13 protein-coding genes and 1 pseudogene are annotated in these 14,619 nt (G+C 74.5%); 7 read left to right on the top strand and 7 right to left on the bottom strand.

All coding sequences use genetic code 11. The features are described from left to right. Window positions 1–373: 373 nt before the first annotated feature. The 3 genes from OG309_RS31320 to idi all read left to right on the top strand — a co-directional run bounded on the left by OG309_RS31320 (window position 374) and on the right by idi (window position 3,524). Entirely contained in the window at window positions 374–1,315 is a 942-nt protein-coding gene (locus OG309_RS31320; protein ID WP_329425983.1) for a cation diffusion facilitator family transporter, read from the top strand. 171 nt (window positions 1,316–1,486) lie between these two features. After that, complete coding sequence (locus OG309_RS31315) at window positions 1,487–2,773, top strand: bifunctional class I SAM-dependent methyltransferase/N-acetyltransferase (RefSeq protein WP_329425980.1); 1,287 nt, start codon at window positions 1,487–1,489, stop codon at window positions 2,771–2,773. Window positions 2,774–2,915: 142 nt separating this feature from the next. Continuing rightward, window positions 2,916–3,524, top strand: a complete 609-nt coding sequence (gene idi / locus OG309_RS31310; protein ID WP_329425979.1) for an isopentenyl-diphosphate Delta-isomerase — start codon at window positions 2,916–2,918, stop codon at window positions 3,522–3,524. Between the two features lie 133 nt (window positions 3,525–3,657). On the opposite strand, the pseudogene OG309_RS31305 reads toward idi, so the two are convergent. Continuing rightward, window positions 3,658–4,101: pseudogene (locus tag OG309_RS31305) on the bottom strand (ATP-binding protein); the annotation flags it as partial. A gap of 221 nt (window positions 4,102–4,322) precedes the next feature. On the opposite strand from OG309_RS31305, the gene OG309_RS31300 reads away from it, so the two are divergent. Further along, on the top strand, window positions 4,323–5,066 hold the full coding sequence (locus OG309_RS31300) for an enoyl-CoA hydratase/isomerase family protein (protein WP_329425977.1): 744 nt from the start codon (window positions 4,323–4,325) through the stop codon (window positions 5,064–5,066). Window positions 5,067–5,078: 12 nt separating this feature from the next. On the opposite strand, the gene OG309_RS31295 is transcribed toward OG309_RS31300, so the two are convergent. Next, window positions 5,079–5,720 (bottom strand): DJ-1/PfpI family protein, encoded by a 642-nt coding sequence (locus OG309_RS31295; RefSeq protein ID WP_329425975.1) that lies wholly within the window; start codon window positions 5,718–5,720, stop codon window positions 5,079–5,081. Window positions 5,721–5,799: 79 nt separating this feature from the next. Next, on the bottom strand, window positions 5,800–6,804 hold the full coding sequence (locus OG309_RS31290) for a GlxA family transcriptional regulator (protein ID WP_329425974.1): 1,005 nt from the start codon (window positions 6,802–6,804) through the stop codon (window positions 5,800–5,802). A gap of 231 nt (window positions 6,805–7,035) precedes the next feature. Here OG309_RS31290 and OG309_RS31285 point away from each other — a divergent pair, with 231 nt between their 5' ends. Both OG309_RS31285 and OG309_RS31280 read left to right on the top strand, forming a co-directional pair. Then, on the top strand, window positions 7,036–7,899 hold the full coding sequence (locus OG309_RS31285; protein ID WP_329425973.1) for an SCO6745 family protein: 864 nt from the start codon (window positions 7,036–7,038) through the stop codon (window positions 7,897–7,899). A 127-nt stretch (window positions 7,900–8,026) separates the two neighbouring features. Next, window positions 8,027–10,432 (top strand): Tex family protein, encoded by a 2,406-nt coding sequence (locus tag OG309_RS31280; protein WP_329425972.1) that lies wholly within the window; start codon window positions 8,027–8,029, stop codon window positions 10,430–10,432. Between the two features lie 66 nt (window positions 10,433–10,498). Here the strand turns inward: OG309_RS31280 and OG309_RS31275 are convergent, their stop codons facing one another. From OG309_RS31275 to OG309_RS31265, 3 genes are read right to left on the bottom strand one after another with little or no spacing between them, the layout of a single operon-like run. Continuing rightward, window positions 10,499–10,906, bottom strand: a complete 408-nt coding sequence (locus OG309_RS31275) for a hypothetical protein (RefSeq protein WP_329425971.1) — start codon at window positions 10,904–10,906, stop codon at window positions 10,499–10,501. Continuing rightward, entirely contained in the window at window positions 10,903–11,442 is a 540-nt protein-coding gene (locus tag OG309_RS31270; RefSeq protein ID WP_329425970.1) for a 2-phosphosulfolactate phosphatase, read from the bottom strand. Before OG309_RS31270 ends, OG309_RS31275 begins: the two co-directional genes overlap by 4 nt. Then, window positions 11,442–13,079, bottom strand: coding sequence for an ABC-F family ATP-binding cassette domain-containing protein (locus OG309_RS31265; protein ID WP_329425968.1), 1,638 nt, complete (start codon window positions 13,077–13,079; stop codon window positions 11,442–11,444). Before OG309_RS31265 ends, OG309_RS31270 begins: the two co-directional genes overlap by 1 nt. 109 nt (window positions 13,080–13,188) lie before the next feature. Between OG309_RS31265 and OG309_RS31260 the strand changes: the two genes are divergently transcribed. Further along, window positions 13,189–14,202 carry an FAD-dependent oxidoreductase gene (locus OG309_RS31260; protein ID WP_329425966.1) on the top strand — a complete coding sequence of 338 codons (1,014 nt, stop codon included), beginning with the start codon at window positions 13,189–13,191 and terminating at the stop codon, window positions 14,200–14,202. A 92-nt stretch (window positions 14,203–14,294) separates the two neighbouring features. Here OG309_RS31260 and OG309_RS31255 read toward each other — a convergent pair whose 3' ends face one another. Beyond that, complete coding sequence (locus tag OG309_RS31255) at window positions 14,295–14,603, bottom strand: hypothetical protein (RefSeq protein WP_329425965.1); 309 nt, start codon at window positions 14,601–14,603, stop codon at window positions 14,295–14,297. Between the last annotated feature and the right edge of the window lie 16 nt (window positions 14,604–14,619).

Raw genomic sequence — 14,619 nt, 5'->3', positions numbered from 1 at the left:
GATGCGGCCCGGCACCGGGCGCGGCACGTCGGCTGAGGCTATCGGATGAACGGAAGCGCGAGTTCACCGAGGTTTCGCGGTACGGACTCCCCCGGGCCCACTCGCGTCCCCGCGTGTGCGCCGCGTCCTGCGGAGATCATCATGGGCGATCGGCCGCCCGGCTCACAAACCGCGTCCGTACGGGGCCGGGCGAACGTTTTGGGACACCTGGCGGCCGATATACATAACCGCAGGTCAGAGCATATGACAACGGTGTTCAGTACCGTGTTGCACATACCCCCCACCCGTAGTTCACTTGCGAATCGGAGCACCTGAGCCGCACGCATCCGGGCTCATCAGACGCTGACGGACGACACGACCGGGAGGCCTTGTCATGGGGGCTGGACACGACCACGGACACAGCCACGGCGGCCCGCCGCCGACGGGCACCGCGGCGGCGGCCTACAAGAGCCGACTGCGGATCGCGCTCGGCATCACGCTCTCCGTGATGGTCGTGGAGATCATCGGTGGCGTGCTGTCCGACTCGCTCGCGCTGATCGCCGACGCGGCCCACATGGCCACCGACGCCCTCGGCCTCGGGATGGCGCTGCTCGCGATCCACTTCGCCAACCGGCCGCCGTCGGTCAACCGCACCTACGGCTACGCCCGGGCCGAGATCCTGGCCGCGCTCGCCAACTGTCTCCTGCTGCTCGGCGTCGGCGGCTACGTGCTGTACGAGGCGATCCAGCGGTTCATGGAGCCGGCCGCGACCAAGGGCGGGCTGACCATCGTCTTCGCGCTGATCGGTCTGGTCGCCAACGTCATCTCCCTGTCGCTGCTCATGCGCGGCCAGAAGGAGAGCCTGAACGTCCGGGGCGCCTACCTGGAGGTGCTGGCCGACGCCCTCGGCTCGGTGACCGTGCTGGTCGCGGCGGGCATCATCCTGGCCACCGGATGGTCCTACGCGGACCCGATCGCCTCGATCGTCATCGGCCTGATGATCGTGCCGCGCACGGTCAAGCTGCTGCGGGAGACCCTGGACGTGCTCCTGGAGGCGGCGCCGAAGGGCGTGGACATGGCGGAGGTGCGGGCGCACATCCTGGCCCTGCCGGGCGTCGAGGACGTGCACGACCTGCATGCCTGGACGATCACCTCGGGCATGCCGGTGCTGTCGGCGCACGTGGTCGTGAGCCAGGACACCCTGGACGCGATCGGCCACGAGAAGGTGCTGCACGACCTCCAGGGCTGCCTGGGCTCGCACTTCGACGTGGAGCACTGCACCTTCCAGCTGGAGCCGGCCGGCCATGCCGAGCACGAGGCCAAGCTCTGCCTCTGACTGTTAGCCTGGAGCGGTCCGAACGTGAGTGTGGAGAGGAGCTGAGGTTGATGACCGTCGCGATGGAGGCTGCCCGCAGTGGCAGCGCCCGGTCGTCCCTCAGCCTCCGGGTCTCCGGCTGACCTGATCCCCTCGTCGGCCGGGACCCTCTCACACAAGGGTTCCCCTACGTTGTCCGACAACATCAGCGACACCACCGGCACCACCGACTCCGGTGACGTCCTTCACGACGCCTTCTTCGCCCTGCACCACGGTCTGCCGCGGCAGGGCCCGGGCTCCGACACCACCACCCGTCACCTGCTCTCCCTGGCCGGCCCGCTGCCCGAGCGCCCGCGCGTGCTCGACCTGGGCTGCGGCCCGGGCCGCTCCGCGCTGCTGCTCGCCGCGGAGGCGGGGGCCGAGGTGACCGCCGTCGACCTGCACGAGCCGTTCCTGGCCGAGCTGCGCCGCACGGCAGCCGCCCGCGGTCTCGACGCGCGGATCCACACCCTGCGCGCCGACATGGGCGCGCTGGAGGAGCTGCCCGACGGCTCCTTCGACCTCGTCTGGGCCGAGAGCTCGGCCTGGGTGATCGGCTTCGACCGGGCGCTCGCCGAGTGGCGCCGGCTCCTCGCCCCCGGAGGCACCCTGGTGCTCACCGAGTGCGTCTGGACCACCGAGGAGCCGGGCGACCCGGCCCGCGCCTTCTGGGAGGAGCACTACCGGCTCCGCACCGTCGCCGGGAACGCCGCGGCGGCCGTCGGGGCCGGCTTCCACGTCCTGGGCACGTACCTCCAGCCGGAGGGCGACTGGGACGCCTACTACGGTCCGCTCGCCGCGCACGCCGACGCGGCGGACCTCTCGGTGCCCGGCATGGCCGAGGCCGTGGCCGGGGCCCGCGCCGAGATCGCGCTGCGCCGCGAGCAGGGCGGCGACTACGGCTACGCCGGGTTCGTGCTGCGGTCCGTCGACCCGAGGTGGCGGACCCGGACGGAGACCGCGGCCGACGTCCCCCGCGTACGGGAGATCAACGCGGCGGCCTTCCCCACGCCGGACGAGGCCGGCCTGGTCGACGCCCTGCGCGCGGACCGGGAGGCCTGGCTGCCCGGACTGAGCTACGTGGCCGAGGCACCGGACGGCACCGTCGCCGCGTACGCGCTGATCACCCGCTGCCGGGTGGACGGCGTACCGGCGGCGGCCCTGGCGCCGGTCGCGGTGGCCCCCGCGTACCAGCGCACGGGTGCCGGACAGGCCGTGGTGCGGGCCGTGCTCGACGCGGCGCGGCTGCGCGGGGAGCGGCTCGTGCTGGTGCTGGGCCATCCGGAGTACTACCCGCGATTCGGGTTCGTACGTGCGTCCGAGTACGGAATCCGGCCGACCTTCGAGGTTCCCGACGAGGCCATGATGGCGCTGGATCTCGACGGTTCCGGGGCCGTGACCAGGGGCACGATCTCCTATCCGTCGGCTTTCGGGGTCTGACACACCGGCCGCTCCCGCCGCACCGGACCGCTCCGGTGCGGCGGGAGCGGTCATGTCAGGCCTCTGAAGTACGGACAAGCCGCTTTTGTACGGCAGACTGAGGGCGCCCCCGCGAGGGCGAGGACCGAAGCGAAGGATGGGTATGCCGACCACACCAGCCACCGTGGACCACAGCGCGTCGAACGGTGTCCAGCCGACCGCGGCCGACGCGTCGATCATGCTCGAACTGGTCGACGAGGACGGCGTCACGATCGGCACGGCGGAGAAGCTGGCCGCGCACCAGGCGCCGGGGCAGCTGCACCGCGCCTTCTCCGTCTTCCTCTTCGACGAGTCGGGCCGGCTGCTGCTCCAGCGCCGCGCGCTGGGCAAGTACCACTCCCCCGGCGTCTGGTCGAACACCTGCTGCGGGCACCCCTACCCGGGCGAGGCGCCGTTCGCGGCGGCCGCCCGGCGCACCTTCGAGGAGCTGGGCGTCTCGCCCTCGCTGATGGCCGAGGCGGGCACGGTCCGCTACAACCACCCGGACCCGGCCTCGGGCCTGGTGGAGCAGGAGTTCAACCACCTCTTCGTCGGCCTGGTGCAGGCCGGACCGCGGCCGGATCCCGAGGAGGTCGGCGAGACCGCCTTCGTGACCGCGGCCGAGCTGGCCGAGCGCCACGCGTCCGCGCCGTTCTCCGCCTGGTTCATGACGGTGCTCGACGCGGCGCGCCCCGCGATCAGGGAGCTGACAGGTCCGGCCGGGGGCTGGTGATCCCGGGCCCCGGGAGGACGCCCGGGACTCCCTGAACGGGTCCCGGGATCCCCTGGACGGCGCCGGGCAGCACGCCCGGCGCCGTCATCCCGTGCACCACCGGCCCCGCCGGCGCCTGGCCGGGCACGAACGGGTTGAGCGGCAGCGCGGCCCAGATGATCTTCCCGCCGGTCGCGGTGTGCTCGACGTCGCAGGCACCGCCCGACTCCAGGGCGATCTCGCGCACCAGCAGCAGCCCGCGGCCGCCGGTCTGGCCCCAGTCGGCCTCCAGCGCCTTGGGGCGGTAGGGGTGGTTGTCCTCGACGGACACCCGGATCCACTCCGCCCCGATCGCCACCTCCACCGCTATCTCCGGGGAGAGCAGCGCGGCGTGCTTGACCGCGTTGGTGACCAGCTCGGAAACGATGAGGAGCAGCCCCTGGAGGGTGTCCTCGTGGACCGGTACGGCCTGGCGGGCCAGGAGGTCGCGCACCGCGTGCCGGGCCTGCGGCACGGACACGTCGACCGCGGGAGCGGTGAAGCGCCAGACCCCTTCGTAGGACGGTGGCCGGGCGGGGACGCTCCCGCGGCTCTCCATCATCCGGCTCCCGCCCTCGTGCTCGATTGTCGCCACGAGGTCGAGTCTTGATACTCCACCGGCACGCACCGGGCCACTGACCAGAAGTCGACACCTATCGACCGGGTTCTGATCGGGTGAGTATGCCAACGTCAGTTGTGCGACTGGTCTTGACCCGACCGCTGACACCTTCGGAGGGTGCGCCGGTGTGACGATACTGCCGCCCGGATAGCATCCGGCGCATGGAGCCCCAGCTGACCGTCACCGTCGCCGACGAGGTCGCCACCGTCGTCATCGCGAACCCGGCCAAGCGCAACACCATGACCGCCGGGATGTGGCGGGCGCTGCCGGAGCTGCTCGCCCCGCTCGCCGCCGACCCCGCCGTGCGCGCGCTGGTCCTGACCGGCGAGGGCGAGACCTTCTGCGCCGGGGCCGACATCTCCGCGCTGCGCGAGCCGGGCGACGAGCAGCAGGCGCTCGCGGTACGGGCCGAGGAGGCGCTCGCCGCCTTCCCCAAGCCGACCCTCGCGGCCGTCCGCGGCTTCTGCGTGGGCGGCGGCAGCCAGCTCGCCGCCGCCTGCGACCTGCGCTTCGCCGAGGAGGGCACCCGCTTCGGGGTGACGCCGGCGAAGCTGGGCATCGTCTACCCGTCCTCCTCCACCCGGCGGCTCGCCGCCCTGGTCGGCCCGTCGGCCGCCAAGCACCTGCTGTTCTCCGGCGAGTTCATCGACACCGAGCGGGCCCTGCGGATCGGCCTCGTGGACGAGGCGCACCCCGTGGGCGCCCTCGACAAGCGGGTCGCCGAGTTCACCCGGACCCTCGTCTCCCGCTCGCTGCTCACCCAGGCCGCGGCGAAGGAGTTCGCCGACGGGCGGACCGACCGGGACGCCCACTGGACGGAGCAGGCGCGCGGCACCGGCGACACCGCCGAGGGGGTCGCCGCCTTCCTGGAGCGCCGCGCGCCCCGCTTCACGTACGGACTCTGACGCCGCGTCCCGCTACTCCTGGACCAGCACCTTCTCGGCCTGGCCGCGCCAGTGGGCGACGATCGGGGCCGGGGCCTTCTCCGGGGAGCCCGCGTCGTACGGCGGCTGCGGGTCGTACTCGGTGAGCAGCTGGATCGTCTGGGCGGTCGCGTCGCCCGCGATCCGGCCGAGCAGGTGCAGGGCCATGTCGATGCCGGAGGAGACCCCGGCGGCCGTCACGTACTTGCCGTCGAAGACCACCCGCTCGCCGGTGGGCTCGGCGCCGAGCGGCTTCAGGTCGTCGAGGGCGAGCCAGTGGCTGGTGGCCCGGCGACCCTCCAGGAGCCCCGCCCCGGCGAGGACCAGCGAGCCCGTGCACACCGAGGTCGTCCAGGTGCTGGTCGCGTCGGCGGCGCGCAGCCAGGCGAGGAGCTCCGGGTCGTGCATGGCCTCGCGGGAGCCGGGGCCGCCCGGCACCAGGACGATGTCGGGGCGCGGCACCTCGGCGAGCGCCTTGTCCGCGACGAGAGCGAGGCTGCCCTGGTCGTTCCTGACCGGCCCGGCCTCCTTGGCGACGAAGACGGTCTCGGCTCCGGGCAGACGGGCGAGCAGCTCGTAGGGACCGATGGCGTCGAGGCTCGTGAAGCGGTCGTAGAGGACTACGGCGATCTGCACGGCGGTTCCTTTCGGTGGCGGGGTTCTTCACTGGACAGGAGTTCGTCACGGGACCGGTTCGCTACGGGACCGGGGTCCGTCACGGGACCGGGGACCCGTCACGGGACCGGGGTCGGTCGACCGGGGCGTGGAAGCGGCGGCGGTACTCCGCCGGGGCGGTGCCGAGGGTCTTGAGGAAGGCGCGGCGCATGGCCTCGGGGGTGCCGTACCCGGCCGCGCGGGAGACCTCCTCGACGCCCCGGCCGGTGTCCTCCAGGAGCCGGCGGGCGTGTTCGAGGCGTACGCGGTCCACATAGCGCCCGGGGGTCGTGCCGGTCTCGGCCTGGAAGGCGCGCGCGAAGTGACGGGGCGACAGCCGGGCACGGGCGGCGAGCGCCTCGACCGACAGGTCGTCGTCGGGGTGCTCGGTGATCCAGTGCTGGACCTCGCGCAGCGGTTCCCGGCGGGCGGTCTGGGCGGACAGCTGGGCGCTGAACTGGGCCTGGTTGCCGGGCCTGCGCAGGAAGACGACCAGGTGGCGGGCGACGGTCAGGGCGGCGTCGCGGCCGAGGTCCTCCTCGACGAGGGCGAGCGCGAGGTCGATGCCCGCGGTGACCCCGGCGGAGGTGGCGAGCCGGCCGTCCCGTACGAAGATCGGGTCGGGGTCCACCTCGACGGCGGGGAAGCGGCGGGCGAGCTGCGCGCAGGCGAGCCAGTGGGTGGTGACCCGGTGTCCGTCGAGCAGCCCCGCCTCGGCGAGCAGCAGCGCGCCGGTGCACACGGAGACCAGCCGCTCGGCCCGCGGGCCGTGCGCGCGCAGCCAGTCGACGAGGGCGGGGTCCGGGTGGCGGGTGCCCTCGCCGCCCGGGACGAGGAGGGTGTGCGGGGGTCCCTCGGCGACGGCCTCGGCGAGGCTGGTGTCGGGGAGCAGCCGCAGCCCGCTGTGGGTGCGGACCGGGCCGCCGTCGAGCGAAGCGGTGCGGACGGGATAGGCGTCCGGGACGCCCGCCGCGCGGCCGGCCCCGGCGAAGACCTCCACCGGGCCGGTGACGTCGAGGCTCTGCACGTCGTCGAAGAGGACGACGAGGACGGGTCGCTGCGGCATGGCCCCATCCTTCGCCCGGCCGGGGACGGCCGCAATGACGGATACCCCACCTTTCCTGCCGTCGCGGCGGGCCGCGGCCTCGGCTGCGCCGCGGCGGCCCGCGCCTCGGCCTCGCGCGCCCCGACGCCCGACGCCCCGGCGGCGGATGCGCCGACTCCCGCGCCCCGGGGTCGCACACCATGGCCGGTCCCGGCGTTCCCTCCGTACCGACCGGTAGGTAAGGTGCGCGGCATGACGAACCTGCCGCCCCGCGCGGGCCGCCGCTGCGCCCACCCGATGAACCTGCTGCACGCGACGCTGTTCTTCTCGCCCGACCTGGACAGGGAGTTCAAGGAGCTCGGCATCGAGGACGCGACCGCGATGCGGCTGGCCGCGCGCAGTGCCCCGCTCGGCGCCGTGGGGGCCGGGACCGTCGCCGCGACCTTCTACAACTACCACCACGAGCTGCTCGCCCTGCATCTGCCGGGCGTCTGGGAGTCCGCCTCCCCCGCCGCCGTGCTCGACGCCCGGCTGCGGGCGATGGACACCACCCTGAACCGGCTGCTCGGCGCCGAGGCCCTCGCCTCCCCGGAGATGGCCGAGGCGGCCGAGCTCGCGCTGCGTGCCGCCGAGGGCTGCACCCGGCACGCCCGCCCGCTGTACTCCGGCAACGCCGACCTGCCCGTCCCGGACGCCCCGCACCTGCGCCTGTGGCACGCGTCGACGCTGCTGCGCGAGCACCGCGGCGACGGGCACCTGACGGCCCTGCTGTCCGCCGGGCTCGACCCGGTGGAGGCGCTCGTCAGCCACACCGCCACCGGCAAGGGCATGAGCCCCCGCTGGATCCTCGGCACCCGGGGCTGGCGCCGCGCCGACTGGGACGCGGCCGTGGAGCGGCTGCGCGAGCGCGGGCTGCTCGACGCCGAGGGCGGGCTCACCGGCGCGGGCGTGGCGCTGCGCGAGGCCCTGGAGGACGAGACGGACCGCCTGGACGCGGCCCCGTACGAGCGCCTGGGCGCGGACGGGGTGGCCCGGCTCACCGAACTGGCGAAGGGCTTCCTGGTGGTGGCGGCGGGCGCCGGCGCGTTCCCTGCCGACCTGACCGGAAAGGCCTGACCGGCCCCGGTCGACACCGGCCGACACCGGCCGACACCGGCCGGGGCGGGTCGGTTGCCGCGTACGGGTGAGCGACGGGGCAGAATGCATGCGCAACCCAGAGGCACGAGAAGGCGGGTCGGACATCGTGACGACGTCCATCGAGGCAAGGATCGCCGAGGAGCTCGGCGTACGCGAGCGACAGGTGAAGGCGGCCGTCGAACTACTGGACGGCGGTTCGACCGTGCCGTTCATCGCGCGCTACCGCAAGGAAGCGACCGAGATGCTCGACGACGCGCAGCTGCGCACCCTGGAGGAGCGGCTGCGGTACCTGCGCGAGCTGGAGGACCGGCGCTCCGCCGTCCTCGACTCCGTACGGGAGCAGGGCAAGCTCACCCCGGAGCTGGAAGCGCGGCTCCTGGCCGCCGACACCAAGGCGCGGCTGGAGGACATCTACCTGCCGTTCAAGCCGAAGCGGCGGACCAAGGCGCAGATCGCCCGCGAGGCCGGTCTGGTGCCGCTCGCCGAGGGGCTGCTCGGCGACCCGTCGGTGGATCCGCTCGCGGCGGCCGCCGCGTTCGTCGACGCGGACAAGGGCGTCGCCGACCCGGCGGCGGCCCTGGAGGGCGCGCGGGCGATCCTCACCGAGCGGTTCTCCGAGGACGCCGACCTGATCGGCGAGCTGCGCGAGCGGATGTGGGGCCGGGGCCGGCTCGTCGCCAAGGTGCGGGAGGGGAGCGAGGAGGCGGGCGCGAAGTTCGCCGACTACTTCGACTTCGCCGAGCCGTTCACGGCGCTGCCCTCGCACCGGATCCTCGCGATGCTGCGCGGCGAGAAGGAGGACGTGCTCAGCCTGGAGCTCGAACCGGAGGAGCCGTCGCAGGCCGCCACGGCGACCACCGCCTCCTCCTACGAGCCGATCGTCGCCCACCGCTTCGGCGTCGCCGACCGGGGCCGCCCCGGCGACAAGTGGCTCCTGGACACGGTCCGCTGGGCCTGGCGGACCCGCATCCTGGTCCACCTCGGCATCGACCTGCGGCTGCGGCTGCGCACGGCCGCCGAGGACGAGGCGGTGCGGGTGTTCGCGGCGAACCTGCGCGACCTGCTGCTCGCCGCGCCGGCCGGGACCCGTGCGACGCTCGGCCTCGACCCCGGTTTCCGTACCGGCGTGAAGGTGGCCGTGGTCGACGGGACCGGCAAGGTCGTGGCCACCGACACGATCCATCCGCACGTCCCGGCGAACAGGTGGGACGAGTCGCTCGCGAAGCTGGCCCGGCTCGCCAAGGAGCACGCGGTCGAGCTGATCGCCATCGGCAACGGCACGGCGTCCCGCGAGACGGACCGGCTGGCCGCCGAACTCATCGCCAAACACCCGGAGTTGACCCTCACCAAGGTGATGGTGTCGGAGGCCGGCGCGTCGGTGTACTCGGCGTCCGCCTTCGCCTCGCAGGAACTCCCGGAGCTGGACGTGTCGTTGCGCGGCGCGGTGTCGATCGCGCGGCGGCTCCAGGACCCGCTGGCCGAGCTCGTGAAGATCGACCCGAAGTCGATCGGCGTCGGCCAGTACCAGCACGACCTGTCCGAGGTGAAGCTCTCGCGCTCCCTGGACGCGGTGGTCGAGGACTGCGTGAACGGCGTCGGCGTCGACGTCAACACGGCGTCCGCGCCGCTGCTTTCGCGGGTCTCGGGCATCGGCGCGGGCCTCGCGGAGAACATCGTGGCCCACCGCGACGCCAACGGACCCTTCCGCTCCCGGCGCGCCCTGAAGGACGTGTCGCGGCTCGGCCCGAAGGCGTACGAGCAGTGCGCCGGCTTCCTGCGCATCCGCGGCGGCGACGACCCGCTGGACGCGTCGGCCGTGCACCCCGAGGCGTACCCGGTGGTGCGGCGGATGGTGAAGACGGCGGGCGGCGAGGTCGGTGCGCTGATCGGCAACACGGGCGTGCTGCGCTCGCTGCGGGCCGACTCGTTCGTGGACGAGACCTTCGGTCTGCCCACGGTCAACGACATCCTGCGGGAGCTGGAGAAGCCGGGCCGCGACCCGCGCCCCGCGTTCCGCACGGCCACGTTCAAGGACGGCGTCGAGAAGATCGGCGATTTGGCGGCCGGGATGGTCCTGGAGGGCGTCGTCACCAACGTGGCCGCCTTCGGCGCCTTCGTCGACGTCGGCGTGCACCAGGACGGTCTCGTCCACGTCTCCGCCATGTCCAAGACCTTCGTCAAGGACCCGCGGGACGTGGTGAAGCCGGGCGACGTGGTCCGCGTGAAGGTCCTGGACGTCGACATCCCCCGCAAGCGCGTCTCCCTGACCCTGCGCCTGGACGACGAGGCGACGGCGGAGCCCGCCGCCTCCGCCCCCAAGCGGGACCGCGGCGAGCGCCGCGAGCGGGGTGGCGAGCGCGGCGGCGAGCGCGGCGGGCGGCCCCCGCAGCAGCGGCGCGGCCAGCCCCAGGGCTCCGCTCCGGCGCCGTCCAACAGCGCGATGGCCGACGCCCTGCGCAAGGCGGGGCTGCTCGGCGAGAGCGGTGGCGGCGGGAAGCGGCGCGGGCGGTGACGTGAACGCCGACGGGGCCCGGCCGTGCGGCCGGGCCCCGTCGGCGTGTCACCGGATGGCGGAGGGTTACGGAACGAAGCGCAGCGCCCAGTCCGCCCGGTTCGCGACCGTCAGGTCGTCGTCCTCCGTCAGCGGCTGGAGCAGCTTGCGGGCGGTGTTCGGGTCGGCCTGGACCAGGTCGACGATCTCGGCGGCCAGGCCGTCCTGGTCGTCGCCCAGGTCGACGGCGGAGGCGCGGATCAGGACCGGCAGGCGGTCGGCGCCGCCGAGGGCCGCGATGACGCCGCCGAGGAGCTCGCGGGCGTAGGCGTTGCGGTCGGCGAGCGCGCGGTCGAGCTCGGACTCCAGGCGCGGGAGCAGGCCGAGGTCGCCGGAGGCGGCGATGGCGTCGGCGAGGTCGATGGTCTCGTCGACGTCGGCTTCGAGGTCGTCGAGCATCCCGATCAGGCGGGTCACGCGGGCGTCGTCGGTCATGGTGCCTCCTGGAATGCGCCGTCCACCAGGACGGGGACGGTGGCCGAGGAGTCGATCGCGGCGGCCACCTCCCCGTCCTGCGGACAGCCGTACGCGTACAGTTCACGGCCCGAGTCGCAGCCCCGCAAGGCGGCGGCCGGGTCCTCCGTGGCGTCCCACGGCGTGGCCGCCGCGGTCGCCTCGGGCGTCAGTATGTGCGGCCCGGCGGCACGCAGCGCGGCGAGGACCGCGCCCGCGCCCAGCACGTCCGCCGGGGCGGGGCGCAGCGAGCCGTCCGGCCGGCGTTCGCCGGAGGCCACGGCCCCGAGGGGGCGCTCGGCGGAGCCGTGGCCGCGCGCGGCGAGCCGGCGGGCGACGGCCGTGCGGTGGCGCAGCGGGGCGGCGACCACGCTGGCTCGGCCGGCCGCGGCCTCCACCGCGATCGTGGAGCCGTTCGGGGACGGCAGCACGAGCCGGGCGGGCGCGGGCGCGGCCCGCGGTGCGGCCGGGGCCGGCGCCCCGGCACCGGCCGGCCCCCACCCGAAGGAGGCCGTCATCAGAGCTCCGTCACCTTGCCGTCGGCGACCTCGACGCGCCGGGTGGTGCGGACCGCGTCCAGCATCCGCCGGTCGTGGGTGACGAGGAGCAGGGTGCCGTCGTACGAGTCGAGGGCGGACTCCAGCTGCTCGATCGCGGGCAGGTCCAGGTGGTTGGTCGGCTCGTCCAGGACGAGCAGGTTGACCCCGCGGCCCTGGAGCAGCGCGAGCGCGGCCCGGGTGCGCTCGCCGGGCGACAGCGTGGTCGCGGGCCGCAGCACGTGCTCGGCCTTGAGGCCGAACTTGGCGAGCAGCGTGCGGACCTCGGCCGGCTCCGTCTCGGGGACGGCGGCGCAGAACGCCTCCAGCAGCGTCTCCGTACCGTGGAACAGCTTGCGGGCCTGGTCGACCTCGCCGACCACGACGCCCGGGCCGAGGGCCGCGTCGCCGGAGTCCAGCGGCAGCCGGCCGAGCAGCGCGGCGAGCAGGGTCGACTTGCCGGCCCCGTTGGCGCCGGTGATCGCGACCCGGTCGGCCCAGTCGACCTGGAGGGTGGCGGGCCCGAACGAGAAGTCGCCGCGGCGCACCGCGGCCTCGCGCAGGGTGGCCACGACCGCGCCGGAACGCGGGGCCGCCGCGATCTCCATGCGCAGCTCCCACTCCTTGCGGGGTTCGTCGACGACGTCCAGGCGCTCGATCATGCGCTGCGTCTGGCGGGCCTTCGCGGCCTGCTTCTCGCTGGACTCGCCGCGCAGCTTGCGCCCGATCTTGTCGTTGTCGGTGGACTTGCGGCGCGCGTTGCGGACGCCCTTGTCCATCCAGTTGCGCTGCATGAGGGCGCGCCCCTCCAGGGCGGCCTTCTTGTCGGCGTACTCCTCGTAGTCCTCGCGGGCGTGCCGCCGTGCGGTGTCCCGCTCCTCCAGGTAGGCGTCGTACCCGCCGCCGTAGAGCGTGATCTGCTGCTGGGCGAGGTCGAGTTCGAGGACCTTGGTGACGGTGCGGGTGAGGAACTCGCGGTCGTGGCTGATGACGACGGTGCCCGCGCGCAGCCCCTGCACGAAGGCTTCGAGGCGCTCCAGGCCCTCCAGGTCGAGGTCGTTGGTGGGCTCGTCGAGGAGGAAGACGTCGTAGCGGGAGAGCAGGAGGGAGGCGAGACCCGCGCGGGCGGCCTGGCCTCCGGAGAGGCCGGTCATCGGCTGGTCGAGCCCGACGGTGAGGCCGAGGGAGCCGGCGACCTCCTCGGCCCGCTCGTCGAGGTCGGCGCCGCCGAGGTCGAGCCAGCGCTCCAGGCTCACGGCGTACGCGTCGTCGGCGCCGGGCGTGCCGTCGACGAGGCCCTGGGTGGCCTCGTCCATCGCGGCCTGCGCGGCCGCGACCCCGGTGCGGCGGGCCAGGAACGCGCGCACGGTCTCGCCCTCGCGCCGCTCCGGCTCCTGCGGGAGGTGCCCGACGGACGCAGTGGGCGGCGAGAGGCGCAGCTCACCGTCCTCGGGGGTGTCGAGGCCCGCGAGCAGGCGCAGCAGCGTGGACTTCCCGGCCCCGTTGACCCCGACGAGGCCGATGACGTCCCCGGGGGCGACGACGAGGTCGAGCCCGGAGAAGAGGGAGCGGTCGCCGTGGCCGGCGGCGAGGTTCTTGGCGACGAGGGTGGCAGTCATCAGGGGATGAATCCTAGGTGAGGCGGGGAGCGGGGGCGGCACGAGCGTCCGCCGGGATTCCTGCGCGATGGCGTGCGTGCCGGACCCCTCCGGTCGGTACGGTCCCGTCATGGACAGAGACAGGGGCAGGGGCAGGGCCAAGGGCAGGGACGTCGGCGGGGACAGCGGAGTGCTCGTGGTGGGCGGCGGGGTCGTCGGGCTGACGACGGCGATCCGGCTCGCCGAGCGGGGGCTGCGGGTGCGGGTCTGGTCACGGGACGGGGTGGCGGCGACGACCTCGGCGGTGGCGGGCGCACTGTGGTGGCCGTACCGGATCGAACCGGAGGCGGAGGTCGGCGCCTGGTCGCTCACCTCGCTGCGCCGGTACGAGGAGCTGGCCGCCGACCCCTCGGCGACCGGGGTACGGCTGGTGCCCGGCGTCCACGCCGACACCGTCCTCGACGGGCTCGGCGACTGGGCGAAGGAGGTCGAGGGGCTGCGGCAGCTTTCGCCGGACGAGGTGCCGGGGCCGTACGCGGTGGGGCTCGCCGCCCGCCTGCCGCTGGTCGACATGCCGGTGCACCTGGCCTGGCTCCGGGCGCGGTTCGAGGAGCTGGGCGGCTCCTTCGAGCGGCGCGCGGTGACGGGGACCGGCTTCGCCGAGGCCGCCGCCGAGGCGCGGGTCGTGGTGGACTGCACGGGGCTCGCGGCGCGGGAGCTGGCCCCGGACCCGCGACTGCGGCCGGTGCGGGGGCAGCTGGTGCTGGTGGAGAACCCGGGCGTGGACACCTGGTTCACGGCCGCCGACGGGGCGTCCACCGAAACGACCTACTTCTTCCCGCAGCCCGGGCGGCTGATCCTGGGCGGCACCGCCCAGGAGGGCGCCGAGAGCCCGGAGCCCGATCCGGCGACCGCGGCGCGCATCGTGGCCCGGTGCGCGCGGATCCGGCCCGAGATAGCGGGCGCCCGGATCCTGGGGCACCGCGTGGGGCTGCGGCCGGCACGGGCGGGCGGGGTGCGCATCGAGGCGGAGGAGCTGCCGGGCGGCGGGCTGCTCGTGCACAACTACGGGCACGGCGGGGCGGGGGTCACCGTCGCGTGGGGGTGCGCGGAGCGGGCGGCGGAGCTGGTCTGCGGGGGGTGACGCGGGGCCCGGGCCGGACGGCACAGGACGGACGACGGACACGCCCGCGCGTTCCCGGGGGAACGGGCGGGCGTGTCCGCGTGCGGCGTCGGTCAGCCCGGGAAGGGCTTCTGGGCGTGGTCGTCCGCGTCGACGCAGCTCTTGATCCTGCGGTCGAGCGCGTCCGCCTGGGCACGGGCCTTGCGGGCCTCGGCCTTGGCCCCGAGGTTCTGCAGCTTGGCCGCCTTCACGCGCAGCGCGTGGGACTCCTGGCGCATCTTGGGCACGTTGCAGACGACGGGCTTGCCGGCGGCCTGGGCCGCCGGGGCCGTGGCCGTCTGACCGAGCAGCAGGCCCCCGGCCAGCAGGGTCGTGGCGGCGAGTGCGGACAGGGTGCGGCGCAGTGGCGTCGCGTGGTTCATGGGTCGCTCCCAGCGG

Source organism: Streptomyces sp. NBC_01268, from assembly GCF_036240795.1.
In the GTDB taxonomy this organism is placed as follows: Bacteria; Actinomycetota; Actinomycetes; order Streptomycetales; family Streptomycetaceae; genus Streptomyces.
The sequence above is the reverse complement of the archived record's forward strand: the minus strand, read 5'-3'. Positions and strand labels throughout refer to the sequence as shown.

Bases quoted from the DNA above. Each gene is read 5' to 3' on its own strand.
- OG309_RS31320 (WP_329425983.1), top strand. From the start codon at position 374: ATGGGGGCTGGACACGACCACGGACACAGCCACGGCGGCCCGCCGCCG.
- idi (WP_329425979.1), top strand. From the start codon at position 2,916: ATGCCGACCACACCAGCCACCGTGGACCACAGCGCGTCGAACGGTGTC.
- OG309_RS31300 (WP_329425977.1), top strand. From the start codon at position 4,323: ATGGAGCCCCAGCTGACCGTCACCGTCGCCGACGAGGTCGCCACCGTC.
- OG309_RS31290 (WP_329425974.1), bottom strand. From the start codon at position 6,804: ATGCCGCAGCGACCCGTCCTCGTCGTCCTCTTCGACGACGTGCAGAGC.
- OG309_RS31285 (WP_329425973.1), top strand. From the start codon at position 7,036: ATGACGAACCTGCCGCCCCGCGCGGGCCGCCGCTGCGCCCACCCGATG.
- OG309_RS31275 (WP_329425971.1), bottom strand. From the start codon at position 10,906: ATGACCGACGACGCCCGCGTGACCCGCCTGATCGGGATGCTCGACGAC.
- OG309_RS31270 (WP_329425970.1), bottom strand. From the start codon at position 11,442: ATGACGGCCTCCTTCGGGTGGGGGCCGGCCGGTGCCGGGGCGCCGGCC.
- OG309_RS31265 (WP_329425968.1), bottom strand. From the start codon at position 13,079: ATGACTGCCACCCTCGTCGCCAAGAACCTCGCCGCCGGCCACGGCGAC.
- OG309_RS31260 (WP_329425966.1), top strand. From the start codon at position 13,189: ATGGACAGAGACAGGGGCAGGGGCAGGGCCAAGGGCAGGGACGTCGGC.
- OG309_RS31255 (WP_329425965.1), bottom strand. From the start codon at position 14,603: ATGAACCACGCGACGCCACTGCGCCGCACCCTGTCCGCACTCGCCGCC.